The organism is Ruegeria sp. BB10 (genome assembly GCF_056535725.1).
In genome coordinates, this window is sequence record NZ_JBQFIW010000001.1 from 1,546,110 (window position 1) to 1,560,339 (window position 14,230).

Here is a 14,230-nt window from a genome sequence, read left to right on the forward strand (position 1 = left end):
CGATGTTTTCAACTAATCAAGGTCGCAGAAAAATAAGCGATGAAATTATAGCGAAAATGCACACTCAGCGGAAAATGCCTGCAAAACCGGGGCATTGGCGTTGAATGCATGACGCCACGTCACCCGACCGCCGGATTTATGCCCGATCCGAACGGTTCCAAGCTCTCCTTCGACGAACAGGCAGGCAATGCGTCCATGATCCTTCAACTGGGCGATCAATGCCTCGGGAACCTGCTCAACCCCGCCTTGTATCATGATGACGTCATAAGGGCCGTGTTCGGTCGCGCCCTGCGCCAGCGGCCCAACATGTACAATCGCGTTGTCGGCGTCTGCTTCCATCAAGATCGTTTGCGCTTCGGCGGCCATATCTTCATCTTCTTCCACGGCAACCACCAGCTGCGCCATACGCGCGGAAACCGCGGTGGAATAGCCCAGCGCCGGGGCGATATCCAATACAGCCTCGTCATTCGAGATATTCAGCGCATCCAGCATTTTGGCCAGCGTCCGCGGTTCTGGCAGACAACGGTCGCCCCCCAGGTCGATCACGCCTTCGGCATAGGCCGCTTCACGCTGAGCGTCAGGTACAAAATTCTCTCTCTGGACGGTCAGCATCGCGTCAATGATGGGGAACTTCGTTACATCCGAGGGTCGGATCTGCGTATCGACCATCGTGCGGCGCCGGGTTGCGAAATCTGTCATTGGATCGCCCATGTTTTTCCCTAGTACGTCCGGCTTTTGCCACATTCAGAAGAAACCGGCAACGGCTGCAACGTCGAAAGTTTCACCAGATCGTAGAGACTTGGTGTCGCGCCGCGCCATGCCGCAACACATGGAGGTGGATTTTTGCAATCAACCCACTGGACGCCCCTGACGAAAGGTGTTAAAACGCCTGCCACACCACAGCAAGTATTTGATTTTACTTGAAAAGGCGAGTTGGCGGAGTGGTGACGCAGCGGATTGCAAATCCGTGTACACCGGTTCGATTCCGGTACTCGCCTCCAACAAATTCAGTGGGTTGCATAGCTTTCGCTCTCCTTCTGCTCCATTTTTGAAACATGCGTTGAAACTTTCATGTTTCGATCTTGCTCTGTTCCATACGATTTCTAGCATTCTGCGCGCGTGTAGCCAGCTCGCGCTGACGCACCATCCCACCATATTTTTGAGCATCTCCACCCCAGAATGGCCGGTGACTGCCTTAACCATCTCGTCGTCGCTACCAGCTAGGTAAAGTTCGATTGTCGCGTTTTTTCGTAGTCCGTGCGTTACATAGGTTGAAGCATCGGAGTGCTTCATTTGGGCTTTTACGTCACGCATTTCTTGAGCGATTGTACGATACCTCACGGCGCGGCCTTTTGCGTCGCAAACAACATTCTCACCGCATCTTTCAACGTTCTCCAGGAAGTCCTTCAAACGGTCTGTGAGTGGAATCCACATGGGCTTGTCAGTTTTGCCCTGTTTGAAGTCATAGAAGCCGTTTTCGATATGCCCCCACTTGATCTCCAGAATATCTCCTATGCGCTGGCCAAGACCCAAACAAAGCTCATAGACTAACCGCGCTCGCGGAGGTGCTATTTCCTCAAACTCGTCACGTACTTCCTTAGGCCAAGGTTCCCAGCCGTCGCTCTGCTGTTTAAAAAGGGGAATACCTTTGCTGGATTGCCGTGCTCATTCCCAATAAACCCGATTAAGCGCGCATGTTTCATCAAGACGACCAGGACTTGAACCAAGTAGTTGGCCTGACGCCAACGATCTGCGTTTGCCTGATGAAGCTTGTAGATATGGTGAGGCTCGACTTTCGCCGGGTCTTTTCTACCCCAGATCTTCCGGATGTGCTCAATATGTTTTCGGTAGTCTGATTGCGTACGGGGTTTGAGCTTCTTGTACGCCTCACTTTCAAAATAACTGAGGATCAGGACTTCAAGGTGCGCCGTGTTGGGCGGGCTCCTTCCCTTAATCAGTCGGTTGTAGTGATCCCAGAATTCAGGGGATCCAAATACCTCTTTCATCACCGACTGACCGCGAGACCTGCGAATGAAGCGAAGGTAGCCGCGATCTTCATAAACATATGTCGGCAAATTTTTCTGGTCACTTGCCCATTCTCAGTTCGGTGTCGAGAAAATCATCTAGAGGCTCTGCGTCACCCATGCCCGCATCAATTGTGACGCTTCCGTCTGGTTTGATTTCAAAGCGTGCCCGAGACCAGCCCGCCTCACGAGCCTCCCTGAGCAATGCAGAGATCGTTTGTTTGGCAGCGGTGTAAGGGCGCGGATTCGCCATCTTTGCCACCATTAGTCTTCTAGGAGTGCGTCGACATGTTCCGGTAGAAGCAGCATTTGCTTGCCACACATCATGAATGACCTCGCTCGCGAGCTCGCTTCTTCATAGTCCGGACGGCAACCCTCACACCGTGAGTTTGCCGAAGGGCATCGCACCAGGCCTCGACAGTTCGACCGCGTGACAACGCAGCAGGAAGATTCTTGGAGGGCTCAGTATTAACTGTATCGGATTCCTTGTTCATTTTTCATATTCCTAGCTGTTGCCAGATCAGACCAACTAACGCATGCTGTCGCCAGCATTGCACCATGACAGCACATATAGGTATATGATACGCACAAATAACGACATTACAAGCCTTCGTGAAGAAGTTGGTGCGCGCTTAGCTCAGTTTAGAGACCTCCTTGGACTTCTTCAGTCTGAGTTTGCCAAGGAATTAGAGTTGTCACCGCGCAGCTATCAAAATTATGAACTAGGAATCCGAGAGGTGCCAATTTCTGTAGTCTCAAGGTTAGTCGTGAAATTTGGCTTAAATAGTCATTGGCTGATTACGGGTCATGGCGGACCATATTATTTAGATCCAGTTAAGGCCTCACGTAAGGCTCTCGAAGAAATCGTTGATCTAGCGTCAGCTTCGCGGCTCAGTCCTGACTTGAAGAAATTGCCAGACATAATTGCGATCACGGTGGAACAGGAAACCACACTACGGAGCCTCAGCAACGACGAGATAATCCGGCTAATCAAATTAGCATCTAGTCGATAGCATGACCAATTCACCTATCCAAATTTGTACGAGACAAGCTGGTTTTTGATCTTTCTAACTGCAACAAAAAATCTTGAGCACAACGGAACATAGAGACACGTGACCGAAGAAAACCAACCCCAACCTCGCCATGGCGCCCAATATTTTAGGTTATCTTCTATGTGCGGTTGTTACTGCCGTGGTTCTACTTTTGCTGCTTGGGCTGACTATTGTACATGTCGTTGATATAAGCTTTGTTTCCGACGCGGTGTGCCGCCGGTTCGAAACAACACCTGGTATTCGACATTTACTTATTGCTTTTATGGTAGCGACTGGGATCAGTCTACCTACTTGTCAGCTGTCAGTGGCTTTTACTCAACAATCATCGCAGTTCTGGTTGCTATTCAGGCGCTCGTATCGGGCATTGCATTCATCTTTGTTCGAAGCACGAACCGCAGAGCTATTGAAGATGAAGTTGAAGTACAGCTGCCCGCATATTTTGGAACAATGAAAGCGCATGACACAATAAAGAAGGTTGTTACAGAAGTTAGCTCCGATACCGTCGAGCATGCGGTTGTACAAAGGACCTCCGAGCTGCAGGACAAGCTATCAGACCGGAAGAGAACTTCTACGGACTTCAGGGCGAATACGAAGCTCTCAAGGCAGTCGTCGCCAGACTCAACGATGAAGAGGTCAACGAAGAAGATGTCGAAGATACCGGAAAATTTCAGAATGAGAAAAGCACCAAAGAGGCCAATAGGACACTCCAGTGTCACGACTCCACCTCTAGAGATCGATGCCTAGATACGACAAAGCGTGTTATTGATTTTTGCTGTCAGAATGGTCTGATCGACGGCGCAAGCACGAATATTGAAGGCTTGATTGAGTTAGACCCAAACCTTCAATTGGTGAAAGTACCGTTACGCGACGGGATTGATGCATACATAAAGGAAGTATCACCCGGTAAGTACGAAATCGGGATCAACTCGAAGCATAGTGCCACCCGTCAGAAGTTCTCCATGGCGCACGAGTATGCTCATTATCGCTTGCACCAGGACAACCTCGCAGATTTGGCACAAGGTGAGAGAATTTTGCATCGTTCCGACGACTGGAACACAGTGGAACAGCAGGCGAATAGTTTTGCTGCTGAAATCTTGATGCCAGAAGAGATATTTAGAGAAGAGGTAAGGCGGACTGGTGGAGATATATCCGAGCTTGCAAAAAGATTCGGAGTGTCGACGCTCGCTTTGAGATACCGAGCAAAGAACCTTGGAATGAGAGGCCACGGTGTCTGAAAATTATTTTCTATTGTTTAAGACGGCCGACGCCGAGAAGCGGGCTTGGAGGAACCTCATTGATGAGAGAAAGCGTGCCTTATTTCCGATTGTCGAACTGACTCGTGGCAAGAAGAGACCAAAGTCGGTAAGGACGAGGACGGCAATCCTCTTCCAGCGAATGAGCTTCGTGGAATCCAGGCATTTATGGCTTTGAGAGTAATTGGCGCTCCACGCTTGAACTAATGAAGCCATGTGATGAATTGTTCATCGACCTAACTCGAGAACCGAGTTTAAGTTGCTTCGAAACAGACCAACTCAGCAATTCAAACAATGGCTATGAGGCATGGGTTCAGTATCTCGCGAATTTGCGAGATACTTGGGAAATGCTGCCAACCATTATTGTGAACCCCTCTGAGGACGAAGACGAGGCCACGTACAAGGACAACATTGAAAGGCAATTTGACGAGTTTGCAGGAAGCTACAGCAAGATTGCTTACCGGGTATCCATACTTGAGGACGCCGAATTTGTTTACGACCTGGATTTATTGAAAGAGAGATAAGAAATTTCTCAGCATCCGGCGGGACATTCTTTGTAGTTCTCGATCACGAATATATTCGACCCCGTAATGGTCAAGCTCATTCGAAACGAACCTCTGCAATTATTTCATCTATACTGGCGGTTGTCAGTGAGGTTGAGATCGTTTGTCTTGCTACATCGTTCCCAAAAGCTGTCACCGATATTGGTGAGGAAGAATTTGATTCTTTCCCGATCGAGGAAGCATATCTATTCGAAATGGTTAAGAGATCATCCAAATGTTCAGTATGGGGACTATGGCTCTATTAATCCCATCAGAAATGATGAAGTAATAATCACCCAAGGTTGGAGGCCCCGGATCGACTACGTCTCAAGCTACGATGGGCTTTCCGTTTATTACTATCGAGAAAAACGGCTTGTCCTCGGGAAAATCCTAAGACAAATAAGAACATCCTTGCTCCTTATTCACGTCATTACACATCCGTAGCGAACAAGGTTCGAAGCCGTTCGCCATATTATCAAGATTTAGAATCTTCGTGGGGTTGTGGAGAAATTGAAGCGGCTGCAAATGGAGATGTTCCGAGTAATTCTCCGTCACACTGGATATCAGTTCGCATGGAGATTCATATCATAAGGCTACTGCAATACCGGCCTTGACACCCATTGATTGCAAACGCCGGATGGCTATGCAGCGATCTTACATGCCTTCCGCAATAGAAGGAGGTCTTCAGCATGCAAATTGCCATCCGTCTCTTGCATAAAACAGTGAGATGTCGCCGAAAACCGGCGTTTAAGCTCCTGGTGAAAAGCTCTCGAAGGTCTGCAACCTTCATGTGTTTAATCGCCTTTTCCTTCAACAATTCAAGGCTATCAGTTGTTCGCGCCCCACCCAACGCTTCCAATAATACTTCTCTGCTGCAACCACTAGCCAAGTGAAGTTTGGAAAGACGTGCATTTTGGAAGCGTCACGGATGAGTTTGAGCTCACCCTCTTCGTAAACCCACAACCCAACTTTCTTTGAGACCGATTGCTTAACTCGCCGAATATGTCTTCGTGTGGTGACGACTGAAACGAAGTCAAACGTACACGAGTAGTCTGCAATCTGGTCGTCAAGACGGGTCAAGCTGTCGAAATCGGATTTTATCTCGAACGCGTGTGCACTCTCACGCAACACCAAAAATCTGCGCGTCGATCACCCGCACCATACCGTGCTTCAGTGGCCAAGATTGCGCCTGTATCCAGGAACGCACACCTGAACCTGCTCGCGAGAGCAAGTCGAAGGCAGACTTCGCTTCCCTCAGTCTCTTCTCGTGTACGTAAGGCAGGAGGCATTGCAGTTTGTTCTCTCTTCGTTCCAACTTAATTGAATCGTCACTTTGCTTTTGTCAAGGATAATCCGAGAGTCAATCTGACATTCACAGTTTGTCAGGGTTTCCGAGAATGCACGTACCATCGCCCTCTGCAACGTGCTGCGGTTAACGCCAAGGATCTCAGCCATACCGGAAACGGTCTCACGCTTCGCCTCGATGGCAGTTCTTGCGTGGGCGATTTGCGTTGCGGAGAGAACCGGCGGACGGCCAAGCCGCTTGCCGCGCTTTTCGCAGCACGTAGGCCCGCTTTGGTTCGCTCCCGGATCAAGTCACGCTCGAACTCGGCCAAGGCCCCCATAATGTGAAAAACCAATCTCCCGCCAGCGGTCGTCGTGTCGATCCCATCTGTCAGGCTACGAAATTCGACGCCGCGATCCCCGAACAGCCTCAAGAGATGGATGAGATCAGCAATAGACCGCCCTACCCTGTCGAGCTTCCAAACCACCAGAAGGTCACCTTCACCAAGAAACTCCATCGCTTCGGAAAAACCAGACCGGCTTTCGGCTGTAGTCGCGCCGCTTTTCGCTTGGTCGGTTATGATACGGTCGCACCCAACCTCGGTCAGCGCCTCAATCTGTAGATCAAGGTTCTGTTCCTCTGTAGACACCATTGCATAGCCAATTTTCATAGAATCTTTTTGCACCAGGTTTTGCGGCGATCCGGCACAATTGGAATCAATGACTTAGGAGCTGCGGAATAAGCGCCGCGAAAGGGTCCTATTTGCCTCACTCCGTACGAGACCGCTCGTTCGCTGCGCCACTCACGAACTAGAAAGATGCGGACGTTCCGGTCTTTTGCCAGTACAGCTTTCGCCAACCAAAAATGCTCGCAACAGCAGCAGCGAAATTGCTGCATTGCAACAAGTGCGCCGAACCGGACATTCATACGTGCTGATCTCGACGAAATGTAAACCACTTTCTTGCTCCACCGGCACCAATAACGGCTCCGGCAAGTAAACCCCGTTAGATACTCTTGCTGTGTTGAAAAAAAGTGAAAGGCGTGCTACTGGATTATATTCAATCAATGGATGTGCGCGCCGAAAACGCTGTGATTTGATGTAGGCGCCGCGACTTTTATAAGAATACCTCTCGGCGTCTGCATTGTTCAGCCTTTGCCGTTTCGATTTCAAATGCCGATTGGATGACCGATATTTAGTCGGGAGTGTTTCGCGTGTTGGCTTCCTGCCAGAATGACTTCCAGTTCAGTAGTCGGCTGGGATTGGGAACGTGGCCGATGTCAGGGAACGTTGGCATGTGCGGGTACGGCCCGTCCAACTACGCTTCTGCTGCAGCGTTACTGGAACAAGCTGTCGATGCGGGCTTGGATGTCATTGACACGGCGGCGGCCTATGGGAACGGCCTTATCGAACGGGTCCTTGGGGAATCCAAAGTCCTGAAAGCTAGCGATCCCGACCTTATCACAAAATGCGGCTGGGACTTGGATCGCGGCAGCTTCGCAACTGATACTGCTACAATCGCACGGCAGGTCGCCCAATCACTGAGCCGGTTGTCGGGGTATCGTCCGCCGGTAATGTTGATTCACTCACCGCCGGTTGAATTGCTTTCAGATCCTCGGGTTCTTGCTCCGCTTTTGGAAAGGCGGGCCTCAGGGGATATTCGTGCTGTTGGTGTGTCCGTCCGTTGTTTTGAGCACGCAGCCGCATTGATAGGCAACGCAGCGGTTGAAGTTGTTCAGTTGCCGTACAATCCTTTGATCTGGGAAACCGAAAGCGGGCTGATAGCCGCACTTGCGCAGGATGGCAAAACGCTAATTGCGCGGGAGCTTCTTGCCAACGGGCTTTTAACGGACCGGTATTCACCCAACCATGTTTTCGACCCGGATGACATGCGGTCAAGTTGGTCGATTGAATTGCGTCAACGAATGAATGCGCTGCGTGAAGACTGGTCACGCTTTCGCCGACCAGGTGAGACCTGGGTGTCATTTGCAACGCGGTTCACCCTTGAACGACTGGAATTTGCGCTGGCGGTGGTCGGCGCACGCACAGCTGCACAGGTTGATGTGCTTGCCCAGCTGGCAGCCCCAAAATTTTAGCGCGCGACACCATTCAAGTTTAGCCATTAGTGGAGGAAATTATGCCTGACCAACCCTTTGCCGCACGTCCAGGTGGCATTCCGAACATGGCAACCTCGCCACGCGGGGCCTTTGCCGTGACACCAAACATGGCAATGTCGCCGCGCGGGGCGCTGCGGTGACGCCAAACATGGCGACCTCGCCGCGCGGGGCCTTGCGGTGACGCCAAACATGGCAATGTCGCCGCGCGGGGCCTTGCGGTGACGCCAAACATGGCAATGTCGCCGCGCGGGGCCTTTGCGGTGACGCCAAACATGGCGACCTCGCCGCGCGGGGCCTTTGCGGTGACGCCAAACATGGCAATGTCGCCGCGCGGGGCCTTTGCGGTGACGCCAAACATGGCGACCTCGCCGCGCGGGGCCTTTGCGGTGACGCCAAACATGGCGACCTCGCCGCGCGGGGCCTTGCGGTGACGCCAAACATGGCGACCTCACCGCGCGGGGCCTTGCGGTGACGCCAAACATGGCAATGTCGCCGCGCGGGGCCTGCGGTGACGCCAAACATGGCAATGTCGCCGCGCGGGGCCTTGCTGTGACACCGAACATGGCGCTGGGGCATGCCGGGATGGACATGATGCAGGCCGGCAGTCCATGCGTGAGCCTAATGGTGATGGCCGGTGTGATGCCTAAGCAATTAATCGAATCAATGCTCGACGCGCTGGATTCCACCCTGCCGCAGCGCAACACGGACATATACTATGAAGACGACGATACCGTGCATGTGCGCCGCGCAGGGCAGCAATATACGCTGTGGCCGCCTGCCAGCATGGTCTGGACTGCAATGGGCAAAACTAAGACATCGGATATGATCAAGGAGGTTGCCGACAAGCTCGGCACGAGCGATTTGGACGATCTGCGCCTGGTTGTCGGTGACTTCCTGGTGAACGCATCGATTGCTGATCTCGTGACGCTCTATCCCGAGGATGTGTCGAAAGAGAACCTGTCACCGAAGAAAAGCGCGGAGTGACGGTCGATGCCGGTGCGTACGTCCAATCCGGTGCAGACGGAACCGCACGGGTCGCGCCTTGAGCGTGGCGGGCTTGGCCGTATCGTATTGCCGGCATCATTCCAGGGCAACGTTGCTGTGGCAGTTGCCCTGACAGACGCACAGGGCGCAGTGTTTGCACAGTGGGACTTCGCACCGATGTCTGCGGACAAGGGGGCGCATCTTCGGATTGATCTGACAACGCTGGATCAGGGTAGCGTTTTGTTTTCGGGCGGGACGGGAAACCCGGTAAGTCGTGGGTTTTCCCTCAATGCCCTGCCCGATCCACACCGACAGTTGTTTTTGCATGTGGCGAGTGGAGGCGGGTGGCCGGCGTTTTCCCAATTGTACCCGGTTGATCTGGGTTTGGTTGCGGATCGACAGGCACTTCAACGTGGATGGAAGCGCGCTTACCACCCCGGCGCAGTGGTTTTATGTGGAAATCACGACCTTTTGCAATCTGGAATGTCCATTCTGCCCCAGCAAGGATCTAAAGCGCCCTCGGCAGCACATGACGCTGGATCTAGCCAAGACAGTGTTTAACAAGATAAGCGAATATTTTGCCCAACAGGACCTGCGCGAGGCCTATGTCCAGTTCCGTCCGATGGTTTTCCTGCACGTAATGGGTGAGCCGGTATTGCACCCGAAACTGACCGAGATTGTCGCCTTGGCCCACAAGGCGGGGTTGGCGGTCGGGCTGTTTACAAACGTGACTTTGTTGAATGCAAAGAACATTGAAAAGCTTATCGCTGCGCAGCCAGGCTGGTGACGCTGAGCGTCAACGCATCTGATGAGGGTGGCTATTCCGAACTGGGGGCGAAAGACACACTGGCTGATCAGCACGAAAGAGTCGGGCGGTATTTGCAGCGTCGTGTAGAAGCGCGGGCATTTGGCACCAGTGTGGACCTTCAATACATGACTGCGCCGGATGCGACGGTGAATGCGACAGGGTTGTTGACCGACAATTCCGCCGTCTGGCGGCTGTACGAGCGGTGGCAGACCGATGTTCGCGACATCCATCGCGGCGAGGTTAGATCTTCGCGGTGCCTGGCAACGATCGCGCCGCAGGACCTGGATGACCCGATCGCGCCGGGTGGCGACCCGACCAGACGGTTGGCGCTGGGCCATGGCATTCACCTTGCAATCAAAAGCGGATGTTCATTTGGTAATGCCACCTTGCCGGACGGATTAAGTGTTCGGCCGACAAAGCAGGGCGATGCCCCTTCAACAGCCGTATCAGCAGATGTCGATCTTTGTCGACGGGTCGGTTTCGTTCTGCAACCGGATTACGAAAACACGGTAAATCTAGGAAATCTGCGTGACCAGGGCATTGATGAGATCTGGACCAGCGCGCGTCTGACCCGAATCCGCGACGCCATGAGCGGGGGCGTGTTGACCGAACCCGTTTGCCAGAAGTGCCTGGGGCAGGTCGTGCAATGATTGCCATTTTCATCCCGTTCCGGTTCGCCGGACCATAACCGGAGAATTTCGCCATGGTTGATTTCGCCTTCATAAGCCCGCCGACCCCGTCGCCAGCGGAACACGCCGAATACTCGGTCATGGCGCCGCCACTGGGGATCGGTTATGTCGCTGCGATGCTGCGGGAGACCGGGTATACTGTGGATGCAATCGATCTGGCGGTGGCTGATGATCCTTTGTCGGAAATGATTGAATTCCTGAAGCGGACGAAACCGAAGGTGATGGGATTCTATTCGCTGACGCAGAATATCTACCTGACCGAACGGCTGTTTGCGATATGCAAGGAAATCTGCCCCGACGCAATCACATGGGTCGGCGGTCCGCATGTCAGTTATGAATACGCGCATGCGCTGAAGGAAACCGGATTTGACGTGGTTTTCATCTTCGAGGCTGAATATACCTCGGTTGAAGTGGCGGATGCGCAGCTTCGCGGCAAGGGAAAGCTGAAGGATATCCCCGGATCGCCTTTCTGGACAAGAAGGGAAAGATTGTCAAAACACCGACGCGAGAACGCGAGCGGACGCTGGATTCGCTTCCCTATCCGGCACGGGATCTGTTTCCGATCGAAAAATACATCCGGCCCGGCACGATCATGTCGAGCCGGGGTTGCCGTTAAAGTGCATTTTTGCATCGCCAGCACGTTCGAGGATGCGTACCGCTATCGTAGTCCAGAGAATGTGTTCGGTGAAATGAAGCACATGTATGAAACTTGGGGCATCAACGATTTCTATTTTGTCGACAACGTGTTCACTACTCACCGCGGGCGCGCCCGTAAGATCGCGAACATGGTGCGGGACTCCGGCCTGCCCTTGGGTTGGTACTGTGTGTCGCGGGTTGACTACGTATCACCACAGTTGATGCAGGACCTGGCGGCCGGGAATTGCTACCGGATCGAACTAGGCGTGGAATCCGCCGATCTGGCGGTGATCGACAACATGAAGAAACACATCAAGATCGAACAGGTGCGGCGCGCGGCCGAGATCATCCTGCATCTGGGCATGCAGCCGATGTTCACCTTCCAGGTGGGGCACCCGGACGATACGCCGGCCTCAATCGAAGCGACTCTGAATCTGCTGCAGGAAATGCGCGAGCTGGGTGCGGGCACCTATCTTTCGATCACCACGCCCTATCCGGGAACTCCGCTTTATCTGGGTTTGGAAAAATACGGTGTGACGCTGGAAACGACGGATTGGGAAGACTTCCGCTGGAGCAATCCGACTTATTCAACCAAGCATTTCGAACGCAACCTATTGCGGCGCGCTGTCTATAATGAAGCGGCTGCGCTGACGGAAGCGATTCAATCCGGCAAGGTTCAGGATCCGCCCTCGGCGCCCTGGTTGCGGTTCGGCGATAATCCCAACGGTTATGTGCCGCCGCCCCCGACCAAATCGAAAGACGCAGGCACACTGAAGATCAAGGAGCGGAAATCCGATGCGCCGGAGCGCCGCGTGACCTTGCCGATGCTGCAGATCAAACGCGATTTCGAGGCCCTGGCGAAGAGGTTGTCAAATGACTCGTGTGCCGCCGCCGAGCCAGCTTTTCGTTGAGGTGACGAGCAACTGCAATCTGACATGCCCGCATTGTTACGTTAAGGCCGGGGTTGGCCGGTTGCGACAGTTGGATTTCGAGACTGTGAATGCTGCCGTTGATGAATTCAAGGCGATGGGCGGTGAACGTTTCACCCTGAGCGGTGGAGAACCCACGTTGCACAAGCGCTGGCACGACATGCTCGACGCAGGGCTTGATGCGGGGCTGATGACCGAGATTATCAGCAACGGGACGCGTCTGTTGGACCGCGACCTGGACTTTCTAGCCGAGCGCGAGATTGGCATCGATATCAGTATGGAATCGGCTGATGCCGAACGGCACGATGTCATCCGTGGAGAGGGATCGTTCGCTAGGACAGTGGCGTCAATCGACCGGCTGCTGGATCGCGGCCTGGGCGACAGGATCACACTGTGTATTTCGCCGATGCGGCATAACTGGGATCAGATCGAAGCGTTGCATCGCTGGGCCGAGTTGCGCGGGGTCGCGAGTGTATGTTTCGCTGCTGGAAGATCGCGGACGCGCAACGGAACAAGACGAGGCGATCGGGCTGGACGACGTACAGAAACTGAGACTGATTGAAACGGTTGTCGCGATCATGGCCCGTCCCGGCGGTACGGCACTGGAAGTTCCGAACCTGCGCTATTTCCCGAGCGGGTTCTGGGCGGAATTGCGCGTGTCGAGGCAATTGACCGGACGTTGCGGCTGACTGCAGAGGGAGACATGTTCCTGACAGCCTATCTGGATGCAGAGCCGTTCCAGCTGGGGCGGTATTTGCCAGGAAACCTTAGTACGTCGTGGAATTCGGCCAAGGTGGAACGCGCCATTCTGGGCTGCAAGGCGCGCGAGACGCTGATACCCGCATGCCGTAGCTGCGGCATCTTCGATCTGTGCCAGTCGGGCAGCGCGATGTTTGCATGGTCTAAGGCCGGGGTTTCTTCGATGTCGATGGCTATTGCACGGCCAAACGGACCTACACGCACCATTTGATGACGAGCATGATCTATGAGCAACCTGCAATTCAACATGTCGGCTGAGGCCGAACGAATGGTCGTTAAATTTGCCGAAGATAGCGGTTTGCCGGACGACGTGCATCTGCGGATCGATATCATCGGCGGCGCGGATTCAGTTATGCCTATGACTTTTACTTCGATCAATGCCAGCCGGACGATATTGAAGTGGCGTTTGGAGCGGGTACGCTTTTGTTTTCACCCGATGCCGCGGTTTACCTGAACGGCAGCACGCTGGATTGGGTGAGTAGCGACAATGGCAGCGGGTTCTACATCGACAACCCGAACGAGCCGGACAAGACCTGATGCGAAATGTCGGGCGACGATATCCTGAAACATGCGATCTGCCCGGGCGGGCGGTTGCATATTTGGAGGGGATGGCGGCATGTCTCGGGCATTGATCGTCAATTCCAGCAACCAGCCGTTTCAGGAAGGCATGCCGTTGGGGCCGATGGCCGTTGCCAGCATATTGCAGGCAAAGCACGGAATTCGTACCTGTGTCATCGACCTGCCGATGGAACAGCCGGATCGGCTGGAGGCGCAGCTTGAGGCGTTCTGGGACGACATTGTGCCGGATGACTGCGTTTTTGTCGGGTTTTCGACGATGTGCAACACGATGCCACGGTCACTGTCGCTTGCCCGGTTGCTGCGTGCGCGCCATCCGCAGATCCCCATCGTCTTCGGTGGACCCGAAATTACATTGAGCTTTGGTTGGCTGACGCAGCATTACACGTTCATCGATGCGGTGGTGCTGGGCGAAGCGGAGAATGTTGTTGCGGCGATGGTTGACTGGCTGCAGGGGTCAACCCTAAAACCGAACCGGACTGTGGATTCGGGCCGCCGGCGAAGTGGCTTCACCCGGGATGGCCGAGATTGCTGAGCTGGATGAAACGGTTTTCACGGATTACCGGACCTACGACGGG

18 protein-coding genes, 1 tRNA gene and 1 pseudogene are annotated in these 14,230 nt (G+C 53.7%); 13 read left to right on the top strand and 7 right to left on the bottom strand.

Going from position 1 to position 14,230, the window contains the following annotated elements:
• Positions 1-45 precede the first annotated feature (45 nt).
• On the bottom strand, positions 46-699 hold the full coding sequence (locus ACR3EP_RS07785; protein ID WP_170515156.1) for a protein-L-isoaspartate O-methyltransferase family protein: 654 nt from the start codon (positions 697-699) through the stop codon (positions 46-48).
• A gap of 228 nt (positions 700-927) precedes the next feature.
• Between ACR3EP_RS07785 and ACR3EP_RS07790 the strand changes: the two genes are divergently transcribed.
• Positions 928-1,001 (top strand) — tRNA-Cys (locus ACR3EP_RS07790).
• Between the two features lie 217 nt (positions 1,002-1,218).
• Here ACR3EP_RS07790 and ACR3EP_RS07795 read toward each other — a convergent pair.
• The 3 genes and pseudogenes from ACR3EP_RS07795 to ACR3EP_RS07805 form a co-directional block, all read right to left on the bottom strand.
• Positions 1,219-1,533: pseudogene (locus ACR3EP_RS07795) on the bottom strand (tyrosine-type recombinase/integrase); the annotation flags it as partial.
• Positions 1,534-1,568: 35 nt separating this feature from the next.
• Positions 1,569-2,006 (bottom strand): hypothetical protein, encoded by a 438-nt coding sequence (locus ACR3EP_RS07800; protein ID WP_480637141.1) that lies wholly within the window; start codon positions 2,004-2,006, stop codon positions 1,569-1,571.
• A gap of 79 nt (positions 2,007-2,085) precedes the next feature.
• Positions 2,086-2,277, bottom strand: coding sequence for a hypothetical protein (locus ACR3EP_RS07805; protein WP_480637143.1), 192 nt, complete (start codon positions 2,275-2,277; stop codon positions 2,086-2,088).
• Between the two features lie 325 nt (positions 2,278-2,602).
• Between ACR3EP_RS07805 and ACR3EP_RS07810 the strand changes: the two genes are divergently transcribed.
• From ACR3EP_RS07810 to ACR3EP_RS07820, 3 genes are all read left to right on the top strand, one after another.
• Positions 2,603-3,037 (top strand): helix-turn-helix domain-containing protein, encoded by a 435-nt coding sequence (locus ACR3EP_RS07810; RefSeq protein WP_480637145.1) that lies wholly within the window; start codon positions 2,603-2,605, stop codon positions 3,035-3,037.
• An 887-nt stretch (positions 3,038-3,924) separates the two neighbouring features.
• Positions 3,925-4,311 (top strand): ImmA/IrrE family metallo-endopeptidase, encoded by a 387-nt coding sequence (locus tag ACR3EP_RS07815; RefSeq protein WP_480639003.1) that lies wholly within the window; start codon positions 3,925-3,927, stop codon positions 4,309-4,311.
• Between the two features lie 862 nt (positions 4,312-5,173).
• Positions 5,174-5,485, top strand: a complete 312-nt coding sequence (locus ACR3EP_RS07820) for a beta family protein (protein ID WP_480637146.1) — start codon at positions 5,174-5,176, stop codon at positions 5,483-5,485.
• Between the two features lie 196 nt (positions 5,486-5,681).
• Here ACR3EP_RS07820 and ACR3EP_RS07825 read toward each other — a convergent pair whose 3' ends face one another.
• On the bottom strand, positions 5,682-6,002 hold the full coding sequence (locus ACR3EP_RS07825) for a sce7726 family protein (RefSeq protein ID WP_480637148.1): 321 nt from the start codon (positions 6,000-6,002) through the stop codon (positions 5,682-5,684).
• 251 nt (positions 6,003-6,253) lie between these two features.
• Positions 6,254-6,826, bottom strand: coding sequence for a recombinase family protein (locus ACR3EP_RS07830; protein WP_480637149.1), 573 nt, complete (start codon positions 6,824-6,826; stop codon positions 6,254-6,256).
• A gap of 542 nt (positions 6,827-7,368) precedes the next feature.
• Here ACR3EP_RS07830 and ACR3EP_RS07835 point away from each other — a divergent pair.
• Positions 7,369-8,250: an aldo/keto reductase gene (locus ACR3EP_RS07835; RefSeq protein ID WP_480637151.1), complete on the top strand. Its 882-nt coding sequence runs from the start codon at positions 7,369-7,371 to the stop codon at positions 8,248-8,250.
• A gap of 19 nt (positions 8,251-8,269) precedes the next feature.
• On the opposite strand, the gene ACR3EP_RS07840 is transcribed toward ACR3EP_RS07835, so the two are convergent.
• Positions 8,270-8,671: a hypothetical protein gene (locus ACR3EP_RS07840; protein WP_480637153.1), complete on the bottom strand. Its 402-nt coding sequence runs from the start codon at positions 8,669-8,671 to the stop codon at positions 8,270-8,272.
• An 80-nt stretch (positions 8,672-8,751) separates the two neighbouring features.
• Between ACR3EP_RS07840 and ACR3EP_RS07845 the strand changes: the two genes are divergently transcribed.
• From ACR3EP_RS07845 to ACR3EP_RS07880, 8 genes are all read left to right on the top strand, one after another.
• Positions 8,752-9,255, top strand: a complete 504-nt coding sequence (locus ACR3EP_RS07845; protein ID WP_480637154.1) for a hypothetical protein — start codon at positions 8,752-8,754, stop codon at positions 9,253-9,255.
• Positions 9,256-9,580: 325 nt separating this feature from the next.
• Entirely contained in the window at positions 9,581-10,042 is a 462-nt protein-coding gene (locus ACR3EP_RS07850) for a radical SAM protein (RefSeq protein WP_480639004.1), read from the top strand.
• The gene (locus ACR3EP_RS07855) at positions 10,039-10,713 is read left to right on the top strand and encodes an SPASM domain-containing protein (protein ID WP_480637156.1); all 675 of its coding nucleotides are present in this window, start codon (positions 10,039-10,041) and stop codon (positions 10,711-10,713) included. Before ACR3EP_RS07850 ends, ACR3EP_RS07855 begins: the two co-directional genes overlap by 4 nt.
• 53 nt (positions 10,714-10,766) lie before the next feature.
• The gene (locus ACR3EP_RS07860) at positions 10,767-12,299 is read left to right on the top strand and encodes a B12-binding domain-containing radical SAM protein (RefSeq protein WP_480637158.1); all 1,533 of its coding nucleotides are present in this window, start codon (positions 10,767-10,769) and stop codon (positions 12,297-12,299) included.
• Positions 12,262-12,879 (top strand): radical SAM protein, encoded by a 618-nt coding sequence (locus ACR3EP_RS07865; RefSeq protein WP_480637159.1) that lies wholly within the window; start codon positions 12,262-12,264, stop codon positions 12,877-12,879. Before ACR3EP_RS07860 ends, ACR3EP_RS07865 begins: the two co-directional genes overlap by 38 nt.
• Before the next feature lie 141 nt (positions 12,880-13,020).
• Positions 13,021-13,287 carry a hypothetical protein gene (locus ACR3EP_RS07870; protein WP_480637160.1) on the top strand — a complete coding sequence of 89 codons (267 nt, stop codon included), beginning with the start codon at positions 13,021-13,023 and terminating at the stop codon, positions 13,285-13,287.
• 15 nt (positions 13,288-13,302) lie between these two features.
• Entirely contained in the window at positions 13,303-13,530 is a 228-nt protein-coding gene (locus ACR3EP_RS07875) for a hypothetical protein (protein ID WP_480637162.1), read from the top strand.
• A 162-nt stretch (positions 13,531-13,692) separates the two neighbouring features.
• Entirely contained in the window at positions 13,693-14,187 is a 495-nt protein-coding gene (locus ACR3EP_RS07880; protein ID WP_480637164.1) for a cobalamin-dependent protein, read from the top strand.
• Positions 14,188-14,230: the final 43 nt, after the last annotated feature.

Bases quoted from the DNA above. Each gene is read 5' to 3' on its own strand.
- ACR3EP_RS07875 (WP_480637162.1), top strand. From the start codon at position 13,303: ATGAGCAACCTGCAATTCAACATGTCGGCTGAGGCCGAACGAATGGTC.
- ACR3EP_RS07870 (WP_480637160.1), top strand. From the start codon at position 13,021: ATGTTCCTGACAGCCTATCTGGATGCAGAGCCGTTCCAGCTGGGGCGG.
- ACR3EP_RS07810 (WP_480637145.1), top strand. From the start codon at position 2,603: ATGATACGCACAAATAACGACATTACAAGCCTTCGTGAAGAAGTTGGT.
- ACR3EP_RS07785 (WP_170515156.1), bottom strand. From the start codon at position 699: ATGACAGATTTCGCAACCCGGCGCCGCACGATGGTCGATACGCAGATC.
- ACR3EP_RS07830 (WP_480637149.1), bottom strand. From the start codon at position 6,826: ATGAAAATTGGCTATGCAATGGTGTCTACAGAGGAACAGAACCTTGAT.
- ACR3EP_RS07880 (WP_480637164.1), top strand. From the start codon at position 13,693: ATGTCTCGGGCATTGATCGTCAATTCCAGCAACCAGCCGTTTCAGGAA.
- ACR3EP_RS07840 (WP_480637153.1), bottom strand. From the start codon at position 8,671: ATGTTTGGCGTCACCGCAAAGGCCCCGCGCGGCGAGGTCGCCATGTTT.
- ACR3EP_RS07865 (WP_480637159.1), top strand. From the start codon at position 12,262: ATGACTCGTGTGCCGCCGCCGAGCCAGCTTTTCGTTGAGGTGACGAGC.
- ACR3EP_RS07860 (WP_480637158.1), top strand. From the start codon at position 10,767: ATGGTTGATTTCGCCTTCATAAGCCCGCCGACCCCGTCGCCAGCGGAA.
- ACR3EP_RS07850 (WP_480639004.1), top strand. From the start codon at position 9,581: ATGTGGCGAGTGGAGGCGGGTGGCCGGCGTTTTCCCAATTGTACCCGG.
- ACR3EP_RS07845 (WP_480637154.1), top strand. From the start codon at position 8,752: ATGGCAATGTCGCCGCGCGGGGCCTGCGGTGACGCCAAACATGGCAAT.
- ACR3EP_RS07800 (WP_480637141.1), bottom strand. From the start codon at position 2,006: ATGAAAGAGGTATTTGGATCCCCTGAATTCTGGGATCACTACAACCGA.
- ACR3EP_RS07805 (WP_480637143.1), bottom strand. From the start codon at position 2,277: ATGGCGAATCCGCGCCCTTACACCGCTGCCAAACAAACGATCTCTGCA.